This is a genomic window from Chromobacterium sp. LK11, from assembly GCF_001043705.1.
In the GTDB taxonomy this organism is placed as follows: domain Bacteria; phylum Pseudomonadota; class Gammaproteobacteria; order Burkholderiales; family Chromobacteriaceae; genus Chromobacterium; species Chromobacterium alkanivorans.
The window spans coordinates 25,425-48,497 of the sequence record NZ_LDUR01000009.1 but is presented as its reverse complement, the minus strand read 5'-3'; the positions used below and the strand labels follow the sequence as shown (position 1 = coordinate 48,497).

At 65.9% G+C, this 23,073-nt stretch carries 21 protein-coding genes; 9 read left to right on the top strand and 12 right to left on the bottom strand.

Annotated features, from left to right (window positions below; all coding sequences use genetic code 11):
* Positions 1–12: 12 nt before the first annotated feature.
* The 3 genes from tal to phoB form a co-directional block, all read right to left on the bottom strand.
* Entirely contained in the window at positions 13–1,074 is a 1,062-nt protein-coding gene (tal, locus tag VK98_RS04820) for a transaldolase (RefSeq protein WP_048412959.1), read from the bottom strand.
* Between the two features lie 176 nt (positions 1,075–1,250).
* On the bottom strand, positions 1,251–2,558 hold the full coding sequence (phoR, locus tag VK98_RS04815; RefSeq protein ID WP_048412958.1) for a phosphate regulon sensor histidine kinase PhoR: 1,308 nt from the start codon (positions 2,556–2,558) through the stop codon (positions 1,251–1,253).
* 6 nt (positions 2,559–2,564) lie between these two features.
* Positions 2,565–3,254 carry a phosphate regulon transcriptional regulator PhoB gene (gene phoB / locus VK98_RS04810; RefSeq protein WP_048412957.1) on the bottom strand — a complete coding sequence of 230 codons (690 nt, stop codon included), beginning with the start codon at positions 3,252–3,254 and terminating at the stop codon, positions 2,565–2,567.
* A gap of 430 nt (positions 3,255–3,684) precedes the next feature.
* Between phoB and VK98_RS04805 the strand changes: the two genes are divergently transcribed.
* The 6 genes from VK98_RS04805 (at position 3,685) to VK98_RS04785 (ending at position 8,250) form a co-directional block, all read left to right on the top strand.
* The gene (locus VK98_RS04805) at positions 3,685–4,128 is read left to right on the top strand and encodes an Lrp/AsnC family transcriptional regulator (RefSeq protein WP_048412956.1); all 444 of its coding nucleotides are present in this window, start codon (positions 3,685–3,687) and stop codon (positions 4,126–4,128) included.
* Between the two features lie 242 nt (positions 4,129–4,370).
* Positions 4,371–5,177, top strand: a complete 807-nt coding sequence (locus VK98_RS04800; protein ID WP_048412955.1) for an IclR family transcriptional regulator — start codon at positions 4,371–4,373, stop codon at positions 5,175–5,177.
* 162 nt (positions 5,178–5,339) lie between these two features.
* A complete protein-coding gene (locus VK98_RS04795) occupies positions 5,340–6,500 on the top strand; it encodes an acyl-CoA dehydrogenase family protein (protein WP_048412954.1) in 1,161 nt (386 codons plus the stop codon).
* On the top strand, positions 6,494–6,649 hold the full coding sequence (locus VK98_RS23640; RefSeq protein WP_156187766.1) for a hypothetical protein: 156 nt from the start codon (positions 6,494–6,496) through the stop codon (positions 6,647–6,649). The genes VK98_RS04795 and VK98_RS23640 overlap by 7 nt, the downstream gene beginning before the upstream one ends.
* 11 nt (positions 6,650–6,660) lie before the next feature.
* Complete coding sequence (locus tag VK98_RS04790) at positions 6,661–7,824, top strand: ABC transporter substrate-binding protein (protein WP_048412953.1); 1,164 nt, start codon at positions 6,661–6,663, stop codon at positions 7,822–7,824.
* A 9-nt stretch (positions 7,825–7,833) separates the two neighbouring features.
* The gene (locus tag VK98_RS04785) at positions 7,834–8,250 is read left to right on the top strand and encodes a PaaI family thioesterase (RefSeq protein WP_048412952.1); all 417 of its coding nucleotides are present in this window, start codon (positions 7,834–7,836) and stop codon (positions 8,248–8,250) included.
* Positions 8,251–8,305: 55 nt separating this feature from the next.
* Here VK98_RS04785 and gap read toward each other — a convergent pair whose 3' ends face one another.
* The 6 genes from gap to VK98_RS04755 form a co-directional block, all read right to left on the bottom strand.
* On the bottom strand, positions 8,306–9,319 hold the full coding sequence (gene gap / locus VK98_RS04780) for a type I glyceraldehyde-3-phosphate dehydrogenase (RefSeq protein ID WP_048412951.1): 1,014 nt from the start codon (positions 9,317–9,319) through the stop codon (positions 8,306–8,308).
* A gap of 192 nt (positions 9,320–9,511) precedes the next feature.
* On the bottom strand, positions 9,512–11,188 hold the full coding sequence (gene nagE, locus VK98_RS04775; protein ID WP_082158756.1) for an N-acetylglucosamine-specific PTS transporter subunit IIBC: 1,677 nt from the start codon (positions 11,186–11,188) through the stop codon (positions 9,512–9,514).
* Between the two features lie 145 nt (positions 11,189–11,333).
* Positions 11,334–13,838, bottom strand: coding sequence for a phosphoenolpyruvate--protein phosphotransferase (ptsP, locus tag VK98_RS04770; RefSeq protein ID WP_048412950.1), 2,505 nt, complete (start codon positions 13,836–13,838; stop codon positions 11,334–11,336).
* 119 nt (positions 13,839–13,957) lie between these two features.
* Positions 13,958–14,968: an SIS domain-containing protein gene (locus VK98_RS04765; RefSeq protein WP_048412949.1), complete on the bottom strand. Its 1,011-nt coding sequence runs from the start codon at positions 14,966–14,968 to the stop codon at positions 13,958–13,960.
* On the bottom strand, positions 14,961–16,082 hold the full coding sequence (nagA, locus tag VK98_RS04760) for an N-acetylglucosamine-6-phosphate deacetylase (RefSeq protein ID WP_156187765.1): 1,122 nt from the start codon (positions 16,080–16,082) through the stop codon (positions 14,961–14,963). Before nagA ends, VK98_RS04765 begins: the two co-directional genes overlap by 8 nt.
* Complete coding sequence (locus tag VK98_RS04755; RefSeq protein ID WP_019101073.1) at positions 16,079–16,813, bottom strand: GntR family transcriptional regulator; 735 nt, start codon at positions 16,811–16,813, stop codon at positions 16,079–16,081. The genes nagA and VK98_RS04755 overlap by 4 nt, the downstream gene beginning before the upstream one ends.
* A gap of 439 nt (positions 16,814–17,252) precedes the next feature.
* Here VK98_RS04755 and VK98_RS04750 point away from each other — a divergent pair, with 439 nt between their 5' ends.
* Together VK98_RS04750 and VK98_RS04745 are read left to right on the top strand one after the other, a co-directional pair.
* Positions 17,253–18,416 carry a lytic polysaccharide monooxygenase gene (locus VK98_RS04750; protein ID WP_048412948.1) on the top strand — a complete coding sequence of 388 codons (1,164 nt, stop codon included), beginning with the start codon at positions 17,253–17,255 and terminating at the stop codon, positions 18,414–18,416.
* 199 nt (positions 18,417–18,615) lie between these two features.
* Positions 18,616–19,143: a cytochrome b gene (locus VK98_RS04745; RefSeq protein ID WP_053077229.1), complete on the top strand. Its 528-nt coding sequence runs from the start codon at positions 18,616–18,618 to the stop codon at positions 19,141–19,143.
* A gap of 142 nt (positions 19,144–19,285) precedes the next feature.
* Here VK98_RS04745 and yedA read toward each other — a convergent pair whose 3' ends face one another.
* The 3 genes from yedA to VK98_RS04730 form a co-directional block, all read right to left on the bottom strand.
* A complete protein-coding gene (gene yedA / locus VK98_RS04740; RefSeq protein WP_048413195.1) occupies positions 19,286–20,149 on the bottom strand; it encodes a drug/metabolite exporter YedA in 864 nt (287 codons plus the stop codon).
* An 85-nt stretch (positions 20,150–20,234) separates the two neighbouring features.
* A complete protein-coding gene (tolQ, locus tag VK98_RS04735; protein WP_368651269.1) occupies positions 20,235–20,894 on the bottom strand; it encodes a protein TolQ in 660 nt (219 codons plus the stop codon).
* A gap of 35 nt (positions 20,895–20,929) precedes the next feature.
* Positions 20,930–21,520: an L-threonylcarbamoyladenylate synthase gene (locus VK98_RS04730; protein WP_082158755.1), complete on the bottom strand. Its 591-nt coding sequence runs from the start codon at positions 21,518–21,520 to the stop codon at positions 20,930–20,932.
* Between the two features lie 665 nt (positions 21,521–22,185).
* Between VK98_RS04730 and VK98_RS04725 the strand changes: the two genes are divergently transcribed.
* On the top strand, positions 22,186–23,073 hold the full coding sequence (locus VK98_RS04725; RefSeq protein WP_197082964.1) for an SIS domain-containing protein: 888 nt from the start codon (positions 22,186–22,188) through the stop codon (positions 23,071–23,073).

The window sequence follows — 23,073 nt, the reverse complement described above, 5'->3', positions numbered from 1 at the left end:
GTCTTTCCGCGCTCAGGCGGTCAGTTTCAACAACTGCTCGAACGCGTCTTCGAACAGCTTCAGGCCGTCCTGTTGCAGCTTCTCGCCGGCCGCCGCCAGATCCACGCCGGCGGCGCCCACCGCGTGCAGCAGGGTCTGCGCGTCGTCCATGCCTTCCGGCAGCGTCAACGCGGCCTGGCCGTGGTCGCGGAAGGCCGCCAGCGTGCCGTCCGGCACGGTGTTGACGGTTTCGTCGCCGATCAGGCTTTCCACGTAGAGCACGTCGGAGTAAGCGGCGTTCTTGGTGCCGGTGGACGCCCACAGCAGGTATTGCGGACGCGCGCCGGCGGCTTTCAAGGCGGCGAACTCGGCGCCGTGGAAGCGTTCGCGGTAGCGGGCGTAAGCGGCCTTGGACAAGGCGATGGCCACCTTGCCCTGATGGGCGGCCGCCACTTGCGGGTCCAGCAGGCTGTCGACGCGGGACAGGAAGAAGCTGGCCACCGCCTTGACGCCGGACACGTCCTTGCCGTCTGCGTGACGAGCGGACAGGCCGGCGATGTAGGCGTCCCACACCGCTTCCACTTGCGGCAGCGAGAACAGCAGGGTGATGTTGACGTTGACGCCTTCGCGGGTCAGCGTCTGGAAGGCGCGGATGCCGGCGGCGGTGGCCGGGATCTTGATCATGGCGTTGGGACGGGCGATTTCCGCCCACAGCCGGCGCGCCGCGGCCAGGGTGCCGGCCTCGTCGTTGGACAGCTCCGGCGACACTTCCAGGCTGACGTAGCCGTCGTTGCCCTGGCTGGCGTTGTATTGGCCGCGCAGCAGATCGCAAGCGGCCTGGATGTCCGGCACCACCAGCGCTTCGTAGCGCGCCTCGGCCGACAAGCCGGCGTCCGCTTTCAGACGGGCCAGGTCGGCCTGGTAGCTGGCGTCGCCGCTGATCGCCTTGTAGAAGATCGCCGGGTTGGAGGTCACGCCGGCGATGCCGTCGTCGGCCAGCAGGCGCGCCAGTTCGCCGGAGGCGATCAGTTCGCGGGAAAGATTGTCCAGCCAGATGCGCTGGCCGAACGGGCGGATGGATTGCAGTCGATTCATGGTGGAACGATCCAGAATAAAGTCGGGACGGGCCCGGCGTCGCCGAGCCGGCCGGTGGCTGCCGCGCCGGAGTCGACGGGCTAAAACAAACATCCTAACCCGCCTGAACCGGCGCGCCAAGAGCGCCCGGCTCAAGCTTGCAACAATACGCCGCAATGAGCGCCGCGACGCGGCGCTCAGGCGGCCTGAGAGCCGCTGCGGCGGTCGCGCGGGAACACCGCGGAGAACACGCTGCCCTTGTCCGGTTCGCTCCGGATCTCCAGCCGGGCGTGGTGGCGCGCCAGCACGTGCTTGACGATGGCGAGGCCGAGACCGGTGCCGCCGCTGCCGCGAGAACGGCCGCGGTCCACCCGGTAGAATCGCTCGGTCAGCCGCGGGATGTGCTCGCGCGGGATGCCGATGCCGGTGTCCGCCACCGAGAAGCGCAACTGCTCGCCCTCCTCCTTCCAGCTCAGGGTGATGCAGCCGCCCTCCGGCGTGTAGCGCACCGCGTTGGACACCAGATTGCCGAAGGCCGAATGCAGCTCCTGCGGGCTGCCCCACAGCCAGGCGTCGCTGTGCCGGTCCAGCTTGACCTGATGGCGGCCGTGGGACAGGCCTTCGGCCTCCACCATCAGCGTGTCCAGCATGTCCTGCATGTCTACGCGCTCCGACACCGTCGCCTTGGGACTGTTCTCCAGCTTGGACAGGGTCAGCAGGTCCTCGACCAGGCTCTGCATGCGTCGCGACTGCTCCATCATCATCGGCAGGAACTGGCGGAAGGTGGCGTCGTCCACTTGCGGCATGTCCCCCAGCGTCTCCAGGAAGCCGCCCACCACGGTCAGCGGCGTGCGCAGCTCGTGCGAGACGTTGGCGACGAAATCCTTGTGCACGGTCTGCACCCGTTCCAGCTGGGTGATGTCGCGGGTCAGCAGCAGCTTGCGGGTGGAATCGAAGGGCACCATCTGCAGCGAGATCACCAGCTCGCGCGGCTGCACGAAGTTGAGCACCAGCGGCTGGCTGAAGCGCGCCTCGTTCATATAGGCGTGGAAGGCCGGCTGACGAATCAGGTTGAGGATCTGGTTGCCGACGTCGCGCTTGCGGTCCAGGCCCAGGTGCTCCACCGCCGTCGGATTGATCCATTCGATGCGGTCGTGCTCGTCCAGCACCACCACCCCGTCCGGCATCGCCTCGCCGGCGTTGATGAAGCGCTCCAGCGCGTGGGTGAGCTTCTTCTGGCTCTGGCTCTGGGTGCGGGTGGTGCGGTACAACGTCATGAAGATGGTGTGCCAGACGCCGAAGCCGTCCGGCACCCGCTCCGGCGTGGGGCGCTGCAGCCAGCGCAGCAGCAGCGCCACATGGTAGAGATTGAAGGCCAGCCAGCCGCCCAGGCAGATGGCCACCGCGATCAGTCCGTCTTCCGCCGACGATCCCAGCCAGAAGCCGAGGCCGATGACGGCGGTCGCCAGCAGCGAGGCCAGCGTGCGCTTCAGAAATTCAGGCATCAGGCCTCACTGCTGGGTGGAGAAGCGGTAACCGGTGCCGCGCACGGTCTGGATCAGGGTGTCGTGGCCGGTGCCTTCCAGCGCGCTGCGCAGCCGGCGGATGTGCACGTCCACGGTGCGCTCCTCCACGAACACATGATCACCCCACACTTGGTCCAGCAACTGGGAGCGCGAATGCACGCGCTCGGGATGGGTCATGAAGAAGTGCAGCAGGCGGAATTCGGTGGGGCCCAGATCGATGACGCCGCCGTTGCCGGTGACGCGGTGGGTGACCGGGTCCAGCCGCAGGCCTTGCACGTCCACCGCGTCGTCGGTCATCTGCGGCGCGCGGCGGCGCAGCACCGCCTTGATGCGCGCCAGCAGCTCGCGCGGCGAGAAGGGCTTGGTGATGTAGTCGTCGGCGCCGGTTTCCAGACCGGTGATCTTGTCCTGCTCGTCCGAGCGCGCGGTCAGCATGATGATGGGCACATGGCGGGTGCGCTCGTCGGCGCGCAGCCGTTTGGCGATGTCCACGCCGCTGGCGCCCGGCAGCATCCAGTCCAGCAGCACCAGGTCCGGCAGCGCGTTGCGCACCAGCGTCAGCGCCGCTTCGGCGGTGCTGGCCCGCAGCACGTGGTGGCCGGCCTGCGCCAGGTTGAAGGCAATCAGCTCCTGGATTGCCGGTTCGTCTTCAACAAGCAAGATATTGGCTGGCATGGTTGATCCATTCCCGTTTGAGTGTGTGGCAAGGATAAAAACGGGTGATTACAAAAATATGACATTTCGTCAAACTTTCCCACTTTGGCGCAGATTATTTCAACGCGCCAGCCGTAGACGCCTCGGCAGCCCAAAAAAAACGGGCCTGTTGCTGTGAACAGGCCCGGAATGGTCGTCGTCAATACAGATTTGATCTGACTAGAGACCAGGGACAAAGAGATCACCAGGACAGTTTCAAATGAGAGTGTTTTGGGACAATTCTCATACGCAACGGATCTGGACAGGCGGGCCGCGGGACAGTGCGGCCAACCCTGATACGGCCAGCATTTTACGTAGCAAACAGACGTTTTGATCAGATGGTTGATTGGATTTTCAGCCATTTAGCCTTTTTTTATAAGTTTGTTTCGTCATATTTCCTTATAATCGAAACATGGATAAATTTGATAGAAAAATCATCGCCGCACTGCACGAAAACGCCCGCATCAGCTTCGCGGAACTGGCTCGGCGAGTGAATCTGTCGCCGCCGGCGGTGGCGGATCGGGTAGGCAAACTAGAGCGCGGCGGCGTGATCACCGGCTACCGCGCCACCATCGATCCCAACAAGGTGGGCATGCCGATCTGCTGCATGATAGAGCTGACGGTCAAGCACCTGGAGTACTTCGCGGTGATAGAGGAGATCCGCACCATGCCGGAGATCATCGAATGCATGTCGGTGACCGGCACCAGCGGGCTGATGATGAAGGTGGTGGTGGACAATATGCCCACGCTGCAGGCGCTGATCGCGCGGCTGATGCAGTTCGGCGACACCAAGACCTCGATCGTGATCGAGGTGCCGGTGCCGCCGCGGCTGCCGGACTTACAGCAGGACGACTAAGCGCCTGTGTCCAAATGGCGACAACGCCCCGTCGCCGTCAAAATACCCCATCCATCTGATTTTAAATGGCTTTACCAAACGACGCCGCGCCTGACAGCCTGCCTTGGCTGGCGGTCAATTTCGCACAGCGAAACTTAATTTCGAAATAATCCCAGCCCCCCGCGCCAGTGCTTACAGTGGGCCATCGCATTCTCACCGAACGGGTGGCGGCCTGCCAGCCACCCGCAAGCGAAGGGGACGCCATGAAGCCCAACCCTCCCGACTGGCCGCTGCTGACGCCAAGCGTGGCCGACGATCACGACAAGCGGCAATTCGTCACCGCCTTGGCCCGCGGCCTGGAACTGCTGCGCTGCTTCACTCCCGACGGCAAACAACTGGGCAATCAGGAACTGGCGCGCCTGACCGGCCTGCCGCGCCCCACCGTGACGCGGCTGACCCATACGCTGACCCAGCTGGGCTATCTGCGCTGCAACGCCGCCTCCGGCAAATATCAACTGGACATCGGCGTGCTGGCCTTTGGCTACGCGCTGCTCAGCAATCTGTCGATCTGCAATGCCGCGCAAACCCGGATGACGGAACTGGCGCGCCTGACGCGGGCCTCGGTGGCGATTGGCGCCCGCGACCGCCTGAACATGGTCTATCTCGATGTCGCGCACAGCGAAACCCACCTCACCATGCGCCGCCAGATCGGCTCGCGCATTCCACTGCACAGCACCGCCATGGGCAAGGCCTGTCTGGCGGCGATGCCGGAGCCGGAACGGGCCTTTGTGCTGGACCACATCGGCCAGCATTTCCGCGACGACTGGTCCGCCATCCGCCTATCGCTGGAGCAGGCCTTCCGCGACCACGCCGAACGCGGCTTCTGCCTGTCCCTGGGGGAATGGCAGCGCGACGTCAATTCCGTCGGCGTGCCAATGCGCCATCCCAGCCATGGCCTGATCGTGTTCAGCTGCGGCGGCCCCGGCTTTCAGCTCAAGCCACGGCAGCTGGAGGAGGACATCGGGCCTCGGCTGGTGGACATGGTGCGCAATCTGGAGGCGGTGTGCTAAGACCCGCTAACAAAACCCCTGATCCTGAGTTGCGCCTCCTTGTCGTACTACGGGTACTGCCTGCGTCGGCGCGCCTTGGTTCAGGTTCTCTGCGTGGTTTTGTTAGCGGTTCTAAGCGCCATCGGCCTCGGCCCCGGCCCCCTCACTCACTAGGAGTCAATGATGATTCGAGACCAAGACACCCTGGACAGCCTGCTGGAGGCCATCCGGCGCTTCGTCAGCCAGGCGCTGCTGCCCAATGAGCGGCTGGTGGCCGCGACCGACCAGATTCCGGAACCGCTGATCCAGCAGATGCGCGAGCTGGGACTGTTCGGCCTGTGCATTCCCGAGAACTACGGCGGCCTGGGCCTGAGCACGGAGGAGGAAGTGCTGGTCGCCTTCGAACTGGGCCGTACCTCGCCGGCCTTCCGCTCGCGCATCGGCACCAATAACGGCATCGGCTCCCAGGGTCTGATCCTGCACGGCAGCCCGGAACAGAAGCAGCGCTATCTGCCGCGGCTGGCCTCCGGCGAACTGATCGGCGCCTTCTGCCTGACCGAGCCCGACTCCGGCTCAGACGCCGCCGCCTTGAAAACCAGCGCCCGCCGCGACGGCGACCACTACGTGCTCAACGGCAGCAAGCGCTTCATCACCAATGCGCCGCAAGCGGGGCTGTTCACCGTGCTGGCCCGCACCGATCCGGCGCGCGCCGGCGCCGCCGGCGTATCCGCATTTCTGGTGGAGCGGGAAACTCCCGGACTCAGCCTGGGCCGGCCGGACCGGAAAATGGGCCAGCAGGGCTCGCAAACCTGCGACGTGATCTTCGACAACTGTCGGGTGCCGGCCAGCCAGCTGCTGGGCGGTGAGGAAGGCATAGGCTTCAAGATTGCGATGCGGGTACTGGACAAGGGCCGCCTGCACCTGGCCGCGGTCTGCGTCGCCACCGCCGAACGCATGCTGGCGGACGCGCTGGACTATGCCTTGAACCGCCGCCAGTTTGGCCAGCCGATTGCCGAATTTCAATTGATCCAGGCGATGCTGGCCGACAGCCAGGCTGAAATCTACGCCGCGCGCTGCATGGTGCTGGACGCCGCCCGCCGCCGCGACGCCGGCGGCGACATCGCCACCGAGGCCGCCTGCGCCAAGCTGTTCGCCTCCGAGATGTGCGGCCGCGTTGCCGACCGCGCGGTGCAGATCCATGGCGGCGCCGGCTATGTCGACGACTACGCGATAGAGCGCTTCTACCGCGACGTGCGGCTGTTCCGCATCTATGAAGGCACCAGCCAGATCCAGCAGCTGGTGATTGCCCGCAATATGATACGGGCCGGGAGCATGGCATGCTGAGCCCCGCTCCCCCCGCGCAGGAACGCATCGACGACATTCTGCGCCGGCGGCTGGCCGCCTACAAATGCCCCAGCGCCATCCACCCGCTGCCGGCTTCCGCCACCGGCAAAATCCTCAAGGCCAAGCTGCGCGGCCTGGTCCATGAATAAGGAGTCTCGCCATGCGCCCGCGACAATCCGCCCTGCTGTTCACCGCCGCCCTGCTCCTGTTCTCCGCCGACAGCGGCGCGGCCGAGTTCCTGGTTGGCGTGCCCTTGTCGCTCAGCGGCAATCTGGCGCGCGTGGGCGGCGAAACCGGACGCGGCATCGAAACCGCCGCCGCCCTGTTCAACCAGGCTCAAAACCGGCACCAGATCAAGCTGCTGATCCAGGACGACGAATCCTCGCCGGCCAAGGCGGTGGCCGCGGTCGAACGAATGGCCAGCCAGGGCGCGCTGGCCATCACCGGCGGCTACAGCACCAATATCATCAGCCCCGCCGCGGACAGCGCCAACAAGCTGGGCCTGGTCTACCTGACCACCGGCAGCGCCACGCTGAGCGCCAGCCAGCGCGGCCTGAAGACCTTTTTCCGGCTGAACGACAACAAGGGCTACATTGTGGCGCTGAGCCATCTGCTGGCCGAACTCAAGGTCGCCTCCGCCGCCATCATCCACTCCACCAAGGATGCCAATCTGGAGCTGGCCGAAGGCATCCGCCGGCGCAACCCTGAGGTCCGGATCTCCATGCATCCCTTCGACCCCAGCCTCAAGGACTTCAAGCCGCTGGTCAACAAGGTGCGGCTGCGGGATAGGCCCGACGTCATCGTGATGGTGGGTTATGAAAACGACTATGTCGGCATTCTGCGCGCCGCCCGGCTGCTGAGGCCGCCGGTCAAGGCCATGATAGGCGCCTGGGGCATCGCGGCGCCGAAAATGGCCGTCGACTTCCCCGAACTGGTCAACAATGTGCTGGGCACCACCATGCTGCCCTATCCGGTCAGCTTCAGTTCGGAGGAGGGTAATCTCTTCGCCGCCGCCTACCGCGCCCGCTACCGGCGCGACCCGGACTATCTCAGCGAGCTTGGCTATGTGCAAGGCCAGATCCTGTTCGAGGCCATCGCCCGCGCCGCCGACAAGGGCAGCCTGCGGCAGCCGGGCGGACTCGTGGCCGAGCTGCGCGCCACCCGGCGCGACACGCTGATCGGCCCGGTCAGCTTCGACGCCAACGGCGACAACCCCAACTTCACCCAATACATCGGCCAGCATCAGGGCAATGGCCGCGTGGAGCTGGTTTCGCCGCGACAAAAGGCGACCGGCAAATTGAATCTCCCCGCCGTGCCCTGGTAAGGAAGCCTGATGTCCCATCCCGCGCTCGCCCCACTGCTGCCGCCCGACAACGGTTTTCGCTCCCTGCTGGGTTTTCGCGTGCTCAGTTGGGGGGACGGCCGCGCCTCCATCGAGCTGGAAATCGGCCCGCAACACTTGAACGCCGCCGGCGTGCTGCATGGCGGCGTCTACGCCGCGCTGCTGGACGCGGCCTGCGGACTGTGCGGCACCTGGCGGCCGCTGGGCGAAACGCCGCGCGCCTGCGTCACCTTGTCGCTGACCACCAGCTTCACCCGCCAGATCAGCGCCGGCCGCATCTGCGCCGTGGCCACCCGACGCAGCCAGGGGCGGCGCATCTACCACGCCAGCGCGGAAGTGCTGGACGAGCAGCAGCGGCTGCTGGCCTTCGGCGAAGCCTGCCTGCGCTATCGCGGCGCGCCGGAATGAAATCAGGCCATGGTTCCGGAGAACCATGGCCTGATCGGTGCAACAGCCGGCGGACTTACTTGGCAGCCTGCCAGGCCACCGCGGTGTCTATCATGCGGTTGGAGAAGCCCCACTCATTGTCGTACCAGGCCAGCACTTTGACTTCGCGGCCGCCGATGACGCGGGTCAGCGTGGCGTCGAAGGTGCTGGACGCCGGGTTGTGCAGGAAGTCGCAGGACACCAGCGGCAGGGTGTTGACGCCGAGCACGCCCTTGAGCGGGCCTTTGGCGGCGTCGCTGATCAGCTGGTTCACTTCTTCCTTGGTGGTGTCGCGGCCGGCGGTGAAGGTCAGGTCCACCAGCGAGACGTTGCTCACCGGCACGCGCACGGCGAAGCCGTCCAGCTTGCCTTTCAGCTGCGGCAGCACCAGGCCCACCGCGGCGGCAGCGCCGGTCTTGGTCGGGATCATGGACACGGCGGCGGAACGGGCGCGACGCAGATCCTTGTGATCGGTGTCAAGCAGCACTTGGTCGTTGGTGTAGGCGTGCACCGTGGTCATCAGGCCGCGCTCGATGCCGATGCTGTCGATCAGCGGCTGCACCATCGGGGCCAGACAGTTGGTGGTGCAGGAGGCGTTGGAGACGATGGTCATCGCGCTGCTCAGCTGCTGGTGGTTGACGCCGTAAACCACGGTGGCGTCCACGCCTTCGCCGCCCGGAGCGGAGATCAGCACTTTCTTGGCGCCGGCCTGCAGATGAGCGCCGGCTTTTTCGCGAGTGGTGAACAAGCCGGTGCATTCCATCACCACGTCCACGTTCAATTCTTTCCACGGCAGCTCGGCCGGGTTGCGGATGGCCAGCAGTTTGATCTTCTTGCCGTTGACCACCAGGTGATCGCCGTCCAGCGCCACGGAAGCGGCGAACGGACCGTGCACGCTGTCGTAACGGGTCAGGTGTTCATGCAGCTCCGGCGAGGCCAGATCGTTGATGGCGACAATCTCGATGTCCTGATCGGCATAGCGCTCTTGCCATGCACGCACAATCATGCGGCCGATGCGGCCGTAACCATTGATAGCAACTCGCAACGTCATGATGCATCCTCCAAGTTGAAATGGCGCAAGGTCATCTTCCCGTGCCCTGCGCCACCACTGTCCGCCTGATTCGGCTTGTAATCAACTCGCTACATAAGTAGTGGGCGAATTACCAACATCGGCAGTGCGGAAATTCCGTCCAAGCTTGCCGTGCGTCAAATTCCGCCGGCCGATGTGGCGTCGAACAGCGTCTCAGCCCTGCAGCGCGGCGGCGTAATCGCCGGCGTCGCTATTCAATACTATATGCAATAGCGTGCCGGAGAAGGCGGTGACGCCGCTGGCGCCCAGCAGCTGCAAAGCCGCCTGGTCCACCAAGGCCGCGTCGGCCACTTCCACCCGCAGCCGGCTGCCGGCCACGGCTTCCACCTTGCGCACATTGGCGGCGCCGCCCAGCGCCGTCAGCCAGCGTTCGCGGTCTATGCCCACCACCTCGCCCAAGGCTTGCGCCGGCGCGGCGGCGGCCGGCGCGACAGCGGCGTCAGGGCGGCCCAGCGCGACGCGGATTTCGTCGGCGATCAGGTCCGCCTCCGGTCCCAGCACCACTTGCACGCTGCCGGCGGCCGGCTTGATCAGGCCGCGCGAGCCCAGCGCCTTCAGCGCGGCTTCGCCCACCTTGTCGTTGCTGGCCACTTGCAGGCGCAGACGGGTGGTGCAGGCGTCCACGGACTTCAGGTTGGCGGCGCCGCCCAAAGCGGCGATGAAGGCGCGCGCGCGCTCGCTGCCGGCGGCCACCGCCGCCACGGCCACCATCGCGTCTTCGCGGCCCGGGGTCTTCAGGTCGAACTTCTTGATGAAGAACACGAACAGCACGTAGTAGAGCGCGAAGTAGCCGATGCCCACCGGAACCAGCAGCAGCGGGTTGGTGGACAGGCCGAAGTTCAGCGCGTAGTCGAACAGGCCGGCGGAGAAGCCGAAGCCCAGCTTGATGTTGAGCGCGTGCATCAAGGCCATGGCCAGGCCGGTCAGCACGGCGTGGATGGCGTACAGCGCCGGGGCCAGGAACATGAAGGCGAATTCCACCGGCTCGGTGACGCCGGTCAGCATCGCGGTCAGCGCCATCGAGAACAGCAGGCCGCCGACGGCTTGCTTGTTCTCGGGCTTGGCGGTGCGATACATCGCCAGGCAGGCGGCCGGCAGGCCGAACATCATCACCGGGAAGAAGCCGGACATGAACATGCCGGCCGTCTTGTCGCCGGCGAAGAAGCGGGTCAGATCGCCGTGCACCACCTTGCCGGCGGCGGAGGCGAAATCGCCCACCTGGAACCAGACGATGGTGTTGAGGATGTGGTGCAGGCCGGTGACGATGAGCACGCGGTTGAGCACGCCGTAGACGAAGACGCCGATTTCCCCGGCGCCGATCAGCCAGCGGCCGACGCTGTCGATGCCGATCTGCACCGGCATCCAGACATAGCCCAGCACCGCGCCCAACACCAGCATGGAGAAGCCGGTGACGATGGGCACGAAGCGCTTGCCGCCGAAGAAGGCCAGATAACTGGGCAGCTTGATGTCCTTGTAGCGGTTGTACAGCGCGCCGGCCACCAGACCGGACAGGATGCCGGACAGCACCCCCATATTGAGCTTCTCGTCTATCACCTTGAGCACCGCGGTGATCACCAGATAGCCGATGGCGCCGGCCAGGCCGGAGGTGCCGTTGTTGTCCTTGGCGAAGCCCACCGCCACGCCGATGGCGAAGATCAGCGCCAGATTGCCGAAGATGGCGTCGCCGGCCTGAGCCATCATCTTGATGTTGAGCAGGTCCGGCTGGCCCAGGCGCAGCAGCAAGCCCGCCACGGGCAGAACGGCGATCGGCAGCATCAGGGCGCGGCCCAGCTGCTGAATGCCAGCGAATTTATTGTCAGAGGTACTCACGTCTCGTCTCCCAGTGTATGGACGCCGATGGGGGCATGGCGCTCCAGGCTGCTACCTTCTTGTGTGTCGGTACCGCTCGCTGCCGCGTGTCCCCGCGGCATGCGATTACTTCAGGATCCGGCGCGGCTTTACGCGCCGGACCGGTTCAGTTCTCCGGCCACCATGCGGCGGCCTGCGCGCGCACCGCGGCGGCGGAGTCCAGCGTCAGCAACTGCTCGGCGCGTTTGCGGCAAGCCTGCTGATCCAGCGTTCTCACCCTGGCCTTGATCTCCGGCACCAGGCCGGGACTGACCGACAGTTCGGCGACGCCGAGGCCGACCAGCACCGGCGCGGCCAGCGGGTCCGAGGCCAACGCGCCGCATACGCCCACCCATTTGCCGTGCTGGCTGGCGCCGGCCACCGTGCGTTCGATCAGCCGCAGCAGCGCCGGATGCATCGCGTCCAGGCTGGCGGCCAGCGAGGCGTTGCAACGGTCCATCGCCAGCGTGTATTGAGTCAGGTCGTTGGTGCCGATGGACAGGAAATCCGCCTCGGCGGCCAGTTGGTCGGCCAGCAGCGCCGCGGACGGCACTTCCACCATCACGCCCAGCTGCGGCCGCTCGCTCAGCCCCATGTCCGCGGCCAAAGCGTCGATGCGCCGGCGCAGGCGCCGCAGTTCGCCCAGATCGGCGATCATAGGCACCAGGACGCGCAGCAAGGACAGCGGGCGCAGCATCAGCAGCGCGCGCAGTTGTTCGTCCAGCATCTCCGGGTGGGCGAAGCCGGTGCGGATGCCGCGCAGGCCCAGCGCCGGGTTCGGTTCCGGCGGCAGGGTCAGATAGGGCACTTCCTTGTCGCCGCCCACGTCCAGCGTGCGAATGATGGCGACGCGGCCCTGCAACTCGTCCAGCACCGCCTGGTAGGCGTTGGCCTGTTCGTAGCGGTCCGGCGCGTCGCGGCGATCGATGAACAGGAATTCGGTGCGCAGCAGGCCGACGCTGTCGGCGCCGTGGCGCACCGCTTCGCGCGCGTCCTCTTCGTTGGCGATGTTGGCGGCCACTTCGACGCGCACGCCGTCCAGCGTCACCGCAGCGCCGTCGGCGTCGGCGCGCATGTCGGCGCGGCGGCGCTCGCGTTCGGCCATGGTCTGCCGCGCGGAGGCCAGCGCGGCGGCGCTCGGCGCCGGATCGCAACCGCCTTGGCTCGCGTCCAGCAGCACTTCGCCGCCGGCGTCCAGCCGCAACACTTGCGGCCCGCAGGCCACCAGCGCCGGAATGCCGAGCGCGCGCGCCAGAATGGCCACGTGGCCGGTGGCGCCGCCGGCGGCGGACAGGATGCCGGCCACCCGCTCGCGCGGCAGCCGGGTCAGTTCGGAAGGCGCCAGGTCTTCGGCCACCAGGATGGAGGCCGGATACAGCTCGGGCTCGCTCTGAGCGTCGCCCAGCAACGCTTTCAGCACCTGGCGCTCGATGTCTTTGAGATCGGCCACCCGCTCGGCCAGCAAGGGACTGCCCAGGCCGGACAACACGCGGCACTGCGCGCGCACCGCCTGGCGGAAGGCGTGGCCGGCGCTGTGGCCGGCGGCGATGTCCCGCTCCGCCGCGTCCCGCAGCTCCGGATCGTCCACCAAGGCCAGGTGAGCGGCGAAGATGTCGCTCTGCGAGGTCTGGCCGCGGCGCAGCGCCTCGTCGATGGCGGCGGCGATGCCGGCGCTGACCTCGGCCAGCGCGCGGCGCAGCTGCTCGCGCTCGCTATCGGCGTTGACCGCGAACTCGGCCACCTGCGGCTCGAAGGCGTCTAGGCGCACCACCTGGCCGATGGCCAGGCCCGGCGCCGCGCACACGCCGCCTATCCAGCCGGCCGGCAGCGCGCGCGCCGGCGCGCCGGCCAAGGGCGCGGACGCGCCGTGGCCGGATTCGGTGCGGGTCTGCAGCGCGGCGATCACCGCGGCGGCGGCGGCCGCGGCGTCTTCGCCCTGCGCCAACACCGCCACATCGTCGTCCTCGGACACGCCCAGCCCCATCAAAGCCACCACGCTGCGGGCGTTGGCGGCCTGGCCCTTGAATTCCACTCGCACGCTGGCGCGATATTGCCGCGCCGCGTTCTGCACCAGCGCCGCCGGCCGCGCGTGCAGGCCGCCGGCGTGACGCACCGTGGCCTGACCACGGCTTTCCGCGCCGCTTGCGCTTGGGCCGTCGTCGGCGGCAGCTCCGCCGGACAGCGTCAGAAACACGCTGCGGCCGGCCTGCTGCATGCCGGTCGCCCGCTGCTCCAGCGCATAAGCCTCGCCGTTGGCGATCACCACCATGGTCAGCAGCGACGGCGCGCGCCGCGCCACCGCGTCCAGGTCCACTTCGATCAGCGGCTGGCCCTGGCGCACCGCGTCGCCGGCCTTGATCAGCGGCTTGAAGCCCTCGCCCTCCAGCTTGACGGTGTCGATGCCGACGTGGATCAGCACTTCCGCGCCGTTGGCCGCGCGCAGGGTCAGGGCGTGGCCGGTGCGCGCCAGTTGCGCCACCTCGCCGTCACAGGGCGCCAACAGGATGCCGGACAGCGGCTCGATCGCCAGACCGTCGCCCATCATCAAGCCGGCGAATACCGGATCGGGCGCGCGGCTCAGCGGCACGGTCGGCCCGTCAAACGGGGCCAGGAGTTCGAGCGTAGCGGACATGGGGACGTCTCCATTCTTATATGTCGTCTCCGCGACCGGCGCGGGTTCCGCTGGGCGCCGTTCGCGGCGCGCCCCGATTCGCATCGCAGATCGGGGCGCGGTTTCAAGCGTTGCCGGACTCAGCGCGTGCAGGTCACCTTGGACAGATGACGCGGCACATCCGGATTCAGGCCGCGCGCTTCGGACAGGCGCGCCGCCATCAGGTAGAAGCTCTGGATCGCCAGCAACGGGTCCAGCGCCTCGTCGTCGGCCAGCGCCAGGGTCAGGTCGCGGCTGGGCACCGTTTCCGGCGCCGCCAGCAGCACCTTGGCGCCGCGGCCGCGCATTTCCTCGGCCAGCTCGATCAGGCCCTGCTGCTCCGGACCGCGCGGCGCGAAGATCAGCAGCGGATAGCCGTCGTCGATCAAGGCCATCGGACCGTGCTTGATTTCGGCGCCGGAGAAGGCCTCGGCCTGGATCGCGCAGGTTTCCTTGAATTTGAGCGCGGCTTCCAGCGCCACGGCGAAGCCCAGGCCGCGGCCCACCACCATGATGCGTTCGGCGTCGCGCAAGGCGTCCACCGCCAGGCTCCAGTCCTGGCGCGTGGCTTCGGTCAGCCGCTGCGGCAGATTGGCCAGCGCGGCCAGCAGCGCGTCGTCCGCCTGCCAGTGGGCGACCAGGCGCGCCACCGCGGACAGCGAGGTGATGTAGCTCTTGGTGGCGGCCACGCTTTTTTCGTCGCCGGCGCACAAGGGCACCACCCATTCGCAGGCGGCGGCCAGCGGCGATTGATGCTTGTTGACCAGCGCCGCGGTGCGCGCGCCGGCGGCGCCCAGCGCCTTCATGGTGTCGATCAGGTCCGGGCTCTGGCCGGACTGGGACAGGGCCACCGCCAGCTGACCCTTCACCGCCAGCGGCGCGCGGTGCAGCGTCACCAGCGACATCGGCAGCGACACCACCGGCACGCCCAGCCGCTGCATCGCCAGATAGGCGAAGTAGTTGGCGGCGTGATCGGAACTGCCGCGGGCCACGGTCAGCGCCAGGCTGGGGCGCTCCACCGCCAGCGCGCGTCCCAACGCGGCCAGCGCTTCATCGGCGTACATGTGTTGCGCGGCCACCGCTTCGGCGGCGTACAGCGCTTCTTCAAGCATCAACGAGGCCAATTTTTTCTCCCTCTACATAGACTTGCTGCAAATTCAAATCCGCGTCCATCGCGACGATGTCGGCCCAGGCGCCGACGGCGAGCCGGCCGCGGTCGGCCAGGCCCAGGTAGTCGGCCGGATAGAGCGACAGCCGGTTCGACGCGTCCGCCAGCGGCAGGCCGATGGACACCAGGTTGCGCAGCGCCTGATCCATGGTCAGGGTGCTGCCGGCCAGGGTGCCGTCGGCCAGGCGCACGCCGCCCATGCATTTGGTCACCGAGTGCGAACCCAGCTTGTATTCGCCGTCCGGCATGCCGGCGGCGGCGGTGGAATCGGTAACGCAGTACAGGCGCGGAATCGAGCGCAGGGCGGCGCGGATCGCGCCCGGGTGGACGTGGAGCAGATCCGGGATCAGTTCGGCGTATTCGGCGTGCGCCAGCGCCGCGCCCACCATGCCGGGCGCGCGGTGGTGCAGGCCGCTCATCGCGTTGAACAGATGGGTGAAGCCGGACGCACCCTGCTCCAGCGCCTGCACGCCGTCTTCGTAGCTGCCGAGGGTGTGGCCCAGCTGCACCTTGACGCCCTGCTCAGCCAGCTGGCGGATGATGTCCATGTGGCCGGCGATTTCCGGCGCCAGCGTGATCAGCGACACCGGCGCCAGCGAACGGTACCAGTCCACTTGCTCCATCACCGCGCGGCAGGCGTCGTCGGGCTGGGCGCCCAGCTTGCCGGGGTTGATGTAGGGGCCTTCCAGATGCACGCCCAGGATGCGGGCGCCGCCGGGCTGGCGTTCGCGACAGGAGGGACCGAGCGCGCGCAGCACCTGCTCGATGTCGATCGGCGGCGCGGTCATGGTGGTGGCCAGCAAGGAGGTGGTGCCGAAGCGGGCGTGCAGCTTGGCCACGCGCTCGGCGGCGCGGCCGCCCTCCATGATGTCCACGCCGCCGCCGCCGTGGACGTGCAGGTCGATGAAGCCGGGCAGCAGATAGCGCTCCACCGCTCGCCCGGAGGCCAAACGCGCGTCTATGGCCTCGATGCGGCCGTCGGCGGCCAGTTTCAATTCGCCGTCCATCCAGCCGGATTCGGTCAGGATGCGTCCTTGCAGCACTCGGTGTTGGGTCATCGTCTCAGTTCGGCAACAAAATCGTAGTAGTCGTTACGGCAATAGGTATCGGTCAATTCAATCGCGATGTTCTCGGCGTTGAAGCCGATGCGGGTAATCAGCAGCATCGCCTCGCCGGGGCGGATGCCGGCCAGCGTGGCGATGTCGCCGGAGGCGTTCACCGCGCGGATGTGCTGCAGCGCGCGCACCACCGAGTGGCCGCTGGCGTCCAGATGGGCGTACAGCGAGGTGCCCACTTGCTGCGGCTCCGGCAGATAGGCCACCGGCAAGGTGGTCATCTCGATCGCCATCACCACCCCGTCGGCCAGACGCTGGCGCTTCAGCCGCGACACCTGCGAGGTGGGCGACAGCCCCAGCTTGATCACTTCTTCATTGCTGGGTGCGAACACGCCGCGCTCCAGCCACACCGACGACGGCACGAAACCGCGTTGGCGCAATTGTTCGGTAAAGCCGGTCAACCGCGACAGCGGCTGCTCCAGCCGCGGCGTGATGAAGGTGCCCGAGCCTTGGCGCCGGCGTATCAGGCCCTGCTCCAGCAGCACGTCCATCGCCTTGCGCGCGGTGACGCGCGAAATGCCCAGTTCTTCGGAAAACGTCCGCTCCGACGGCAGCGCCTCGTCCGCTTGCCACCAACCGGCGTTGATGGCGTCGGCCAGTTTCCGCGACAGCTGCAGATACAGCGGCGTGGTCAGGGTTTCATCCGGTTTCAATGCAAGCCAGCGATTTTCCATGGGTTGTCTGCAAGTGGTCTGAAAACCCCAGTGTATAACCTGTCTCCCCGGCTGGCATCTTCCGCGCCGACGCGCGTCGATTCCGGCCTTCCGGCTTACCGCGAACGTTAATACCACATTAATACCACGTCAATACCATTTTATTTGCGCGCATTATTGGCGGCTTGCTGCATGGCAGCAAAACGACAAACGGATGATTTGGCAGGGGAAAATTTGGAATCGATACGCCGTGACCGGCGGGACAGGTCTGGGAATGAGCATTTTTTGCAAGAATCAAGCGGATACAAGACCACACAGTAAGTATGGCAATAGTACCTTTCGCCAAACTTACATTAAAAATAGTCGTCTCATTTTAAATCATATGTCATTCATATGATGATTGGACTGCCCGGTGCACTGCTGGGCGCTTGCATACCACTCGTAGCTCAAAGGAGTCAGAATGAAACCACAACTGCGCCTTCCCGCCGCTCTCGCCCTGGCCTGCCTCAGCGCACCGCTCTGGGCCCACGGCACCATGGAAGTGCCGATCAACCGCACCTACAACTGCTTCAAGGAGGGCGCGGAATCGCCGAAATCCGCCGCTTGCCAAGAAGCCCGTCGCGTAGGCGGCACCCAGGCCATGTACGACTGGAACGGCATCAATCAGAACCCGCAGGGCGACAATCACGCAGCGGTGGTGCCGGACGGCAAGCTGTGCGCCGGCGGCCAGGACAAGTTCAAGGGCTTCAACCTGGGACGCACCGATTGGCCGAAAACCAAGCTGGTGCCGGACGCCAACGGCAACTACGAGTTCGTCTACCACGCCACCGCGCCGCACTCGACCAAGTACTTCAAGTTCTACGTCACCAAGAACGGCTGGGATCAGACCAAGCCGCTGAAGTGGTCCGATCTGGATCCGCAACCGTTCCACACCGTCACCGGCAACCCGCCGCTGGACGCCAACAAGCGCTACCACATGGTGGCCAAGCTGCCGACCGGCAAGAGCGGCCCGCACATCATCTTCAATGTCTGGAAACGCGCGGACAGCGAGGAAGCGTTCTACTCGTGCTCCGACGTTGTCTTCGGCGACGGCACCAACCCGCCGGAACCCCCGCCGGTAACCAATCCGTGGAAAGAAGTCGGCAAGGTGACCGCCTATGAAAACCTGCCGAACAACAGCACCGCCACCCTGCGCGTCTTCGACGCCGGCGGCCGCGACGCGGAAACCATTCCGGTCACGCTGGACGCCGTCAGCGGCCAGATGGCCAACTGGCCGTACGAGCTGGGCGTGAAGGTGAACGCCACCTCCAAGGCGATCCGCATTGGCGTGATGAGCCAGAAACAACGCACGGTGACCATCACTCCGGAGCGCAGCGCCACCGCCAACCGCGTGTACCTGAACGACAGCTACAAGGGCTACACCTACCAGATCGACCTGAAGAAAGGCGACGGCGGCATCAACCCGCCGCCGGTGGGCGACACTTGGAAAGAAGGCCTGTCCTACACCGCCGGCCAGATCGTCAGCTATCAGGGCAAGAAGTACCGCTGCCTGCAGCCGCACACCGCCTGGGCCGGCGCGGGCTGGACCCCGTCCACCCAACCCGCCTTGTGGGCGCCGGTTTAAGCCTCTCGCCCCGCTCTCGGCGCGCGGACTAAACGTCTGAGGCGCTGAACCGCCGGCCTTCTCCTCCCGGGAAGGCCGGCCTCCTCCCACTCCTCCTGCCGCAGGCTCCCGCCTTGGACGGCGGCCACGCCGTGCCCGCAACGCAGGCGGGACGACTGCCGCGCGTCGCCTGCCGGGATTCGCAAGAAAGTCGATTCCGATGGAAACCTCGACCCGAAGCTATCCGCCCCTCGCCGCCTGGCTGCACTGGATTTGCGCAGCCGTGATCCTGTGGGCGATGCTCAGCGGCTTCGCCCTCGCCTCCGGCGCGCTGCCGCCCGCCGTCGCCGCGGCGATTCCGCCGTTCAACGTTGCACTGACCACCCTGTTGATGCCGGTCTTCCTGCTGCGCATCGTCTACCGCACCAGCTTCCGCATGCCGCCGCCGGCCGGCATCGCGCCGGCTCAGCACCGGCTGGCGCGCCGCGCGCACGCGCTGCTCTATCTGCTGTCCTGTCTATCGCTGGCCAGCGGCTGGCTGATGATGGAGCGACCGGTCGACCTGTTCGGCCTGCTCACGCTGCCGCCCAGCCTGGAGCCGAGCGTGGCCACCCGTGCGCTGGCCAAGCTGCACTTCGCCAGCAACGTTGCGCTGGCCCTGCTGCTGACCGGCCACATCGGCGCGGTGATCCAGCACCAACGCCAGGGACGCCGCCTGCTGCGGCGCATGTCGCCGCTGACGGGCTAAGAAGCTGTTCAAAGTCTGCTGCGCTTCGTGAAGCCTTGCACGGTGAGTACCAGCTCAAAATGCTCATGCACCACGTGTACATTCCGCTTTTTCGCTCGCTCTCGCCTTGTCTCGCCCTTGCTCGCGAGACTTTGAGCAGGCTCTAACGCCGCCAGCTGATCAACACCACCGCCGCCACGATCACGCTCATCGCCAGCATCTCGTGCAGGCCGATGTGCTCGCCGAGGAAGACCACGCCCAACAAGACCGCGATCACCGGGTTGACGTAGGCGTAGCTGGTGGCGGCGGCCGGCGACACGGTCTTCAGCAGGTGCAGATAGGCGCTGTAAGCGATGATGGAGCCGAACACCGCCAGATAAAGCAAGGCCAGCCAGCCGGATAGAGTCGGCATCCCCTGCAGCTTCTCGCCATAGGCCTGACTAGCCAGCAACAAGGCGGCGCCGCCGAAGATCATCATCCAGGCGCTGCCCATCGGCCCCTTGGGCTGGGTCAGATGCCGGCTCCAGGCCGAGCCCAAGGCCCAGCCGGCCGAGGCCAGCAGCAGCAAGGCCGCGCCGCTGGGGCTGGCTTTCAGATTCGCGCCCATATTCAACAACACCATGCCGCAGACGCCGAGTCCGATGCCGGCCCACTCCACCTTGCGCGCCTTCTGGCCAAACAGTCGCGCAAACAACAGGGTGAACAAGGGCACGGTGGCGATCACCAAGGCGGCCACGCCGGAGGACACGTCTTTCTCCGCCACGGTGACCAGACCGTTGCCCACCGCCGGCATCAGCACGCCGAGCAAGGCGGCGCCGCCCAGTTCGCGCGCGTTCGGCATCGGGTATTTGCGCAGGCACAAATAAGCCAACATCAGCCAGCCGGCCAGGGAGAAGCGCAAGCCGGCCATCATCATCGGCGGCCAGGACTCGATGCCGATGCGGATGCCCAGATAGGTGGAGCCCCAGATCACGTACAGGGCGAAGAAAGCGGCTAAGGTCAGCGGGGGGATGCGCGAAAACGGCATGGTGCGGCTCGGGAAAGTGGAACCGGATACCATGCCGTATGGGAATGTCCGTGGCAAGTCCAATTTTGCCGCGGACGGGCCAGGCTTAACGCGTGGCCAGGCGCTGCAGGATGTTGGAGAACTCTTCCATATAGCTGTCGAAGCGGGTGGCCAGACGGTCGACGTCGGTGGCGAAGCGGTTGTAGGCCACCACCGCCGGAATCGCCGCGAACAGGCCGATGGCGGTGGCCACCAGCGCCTCGGCGATGCCCGGAGCCACCGTGGACAAGGTGGCCTGGCCGGCGTTGCCCAGGCCGATGAAGGCATGCATGATGCCCCACACCGTGCCGAACAAACCGATATAGGGGCTGACCGAACCGACGGTGGCGAGGAAGGATGTATGGCTGTCCAGCGCGTCCAGCTCGCGCTGCGCCGCCGCCTTCATCGCGCGGCGCGAGCCGGCCATGATGTCGGACAGCTCGGTGCCGTTGCGGCCACGCAGCTTCAGGAACTCGGCGAAACCGGACTGGAAGATGCGCTCCATGCCCACGGTGTCGCTGCGGCGGCTGGCGTCCTCGTACAAGCGGTTCAGATCCGCGCCGCTCCAGAAATTGCGCTCGAACTCGTCGCTATTGCGCCGCGCCGCGCGCAGCACCGCTATCTTGTTGAAGATCAAGGCCCAGGACAGCACCGACATCAAGGCCAGGCCGGCCATCACCAGTTGCACCATCAGGCTGGCGTCCAGGATCAGGCTCAGGAAGGAAATCTGTTGCACGGCAACTCCTCTTGTAATCGCCAGGCTCAGCGCAACACGCGGCCTGTTTCCAAATCAATGATGGTGGACGGTTTGCGCCGCTTGCCGATGCGGCCCGGCAGGGTCAGCACCCGCTGGCGGAACGCCTCGCGGCAGGCGCGCGCGGTCTTCAGCGATTGCTGGCCGGCGCGGTTGGCCGAGGTGGACACCAGCGCCGTGCCCAGGCTGCGACACAAGGCCGCCGCCTCGCCATGCGCGGTCACGCGCACGGCGATCTTGTCGTGTTTGCCGCGCAAGGCCGGCGGCACCCGGCGCGAGGCCGGCAGCAAAAAAGTATATGGACCCGGCCAGTAGCGCGCCAGTTCCGCGTATTGGGCGGCGCTCAGCGGGCGGATCAGGTGGCGGATCTGGGAAACGTCGGCCGCGATCACGATCAGCCCCTTGTGATTGGGCCTGGCCTTGATCGCCAGAATTTTGCGGATGGCCCGCACATCCAGCGGACTGCAGCCCAAGCCGTAGCAGGACTCGGTGGCATAAGCGATGACCTCGCCCTGCTTCAAGGCGGCGCGGGCCTGCTGTTGCAGGGCGCGACCGGGCAGACGGGGCAGAGGCCGCACCCGGCCTGGCGTGAACTTCATGATGGACGGCGATGGCGAAAGTAAAGCCGCATTGTACCGCTGTCCGCGGCGACGACCTAGCGCTTCGACGCCGCGTCGTCGACATCCTCCGGCGCCGGCCGCCAAGCGTAGCAGCGCAACGACGGCCTGTCGCTGCGAAACTGCTGCAACCAATACGCCAGCCGACGCCAGCGGCGGCGCTCATGGCGTAAGCGCTGCGCCAGTCGACGACGCCAACTCCCGGACTCCGCGTCCTCTTCCGTTTCAGCCATAACACCTCCCCAGCGGATATGCGCCGCGTCCATGCAAGCGCCGCGGCCCAAGCCGGCAATTCGGACTTGATGGAAAGAGCCTACAAAAGCATATGCAAATATAGAGTTTAAATAACCTTTATTTTTATAAAAGAAAAGAAAAAATACATTTGAATAAATATATTAATTAATTATCAAACAAACATCACCCCGGCAAAATTTGGCGGAAACCTCGGATTTTTTTAGGACTTTTCCTAATGAGGATATTTCAAGTCGATGCTAGCATCATGACGAATTATTAGCCCGGTGCCGGGTGAAAGCTGATACAGCGAGCGCGCCAGAAAAATAAGGCTGTTGCGCCGCACATCCTATTGGATTAGCCACATGCATGCCATTAAAACCGGAGTACACGTCTTACGCACCCAAGGGCACGCGTTGATTCGACAAGCGGACACGCTGTCGGCTTCTTTCTCCTGCGCCATCGACTTCATGTATGCCACTACCGGCAAGGTCATCGTCTCCGGCATGGGCAAGTCCGGCATCATTGGACGCAAAATCGCCGCCACTCTGGCCTCCACCGGCACCCCCAGCTTTTTTGTCCATCCCGGCGAAGCCTTTCATGGTGACCTGGGCATGATCATGGCCAATGACTGCCTGTTGCTGATCTCCAATAGCGGAGAAACCGAGGAGGTGCTGCGTCTGCTGCCTTACCTCCAACACATCCGGGCCAAAGTCATCGCCATCACCGGCAAACCGGAATCCACCTTGGCGCGGCAGGCCGACCTATCCTTGCCCATCCCGGTGGAGCGCGAAAGCTGCCCCAACAATCTGGCGCCCACCACCTCCACCACGCTCGCTCTGGCCATGGGCGACGCCTTGGCCGTGGCGCTGATGGAGAAACGCCAGTTCCAGGCCGAAGACTTTGCCCGTTTTCATCCTGGCGGTTCGCTGGGCCGCAAGCTGCTGACCAAGACCAAGGACGCGATGCATGCGCGCGTTCCTTTCAACCTGCCGGACGACACCTTCACCACCGTCGTCAGCACCATCACCGAAGGCTGCCTGGGCTTAAGCGTGGTTGGCGCGCCCGGCGCGCCCGCCGTCGGCATCATCACCGACGGCGATTTGCGCCGCGCCATCGAACAGCACGAAGACCTCAAGTCTTTAAGCGCGCGCGACATCATGAGCCCGTCGCCCTTTTGCATTGCCGCGAGCGCCCTGCTGTCAGACGCGGAAGCGCTGATGAACCAGCGCAAAATCACCGCCTTGCTGGTTACCGACGAAAGACGACGGACAGTCGGCATCATCAAATCGTTCGATATCTGA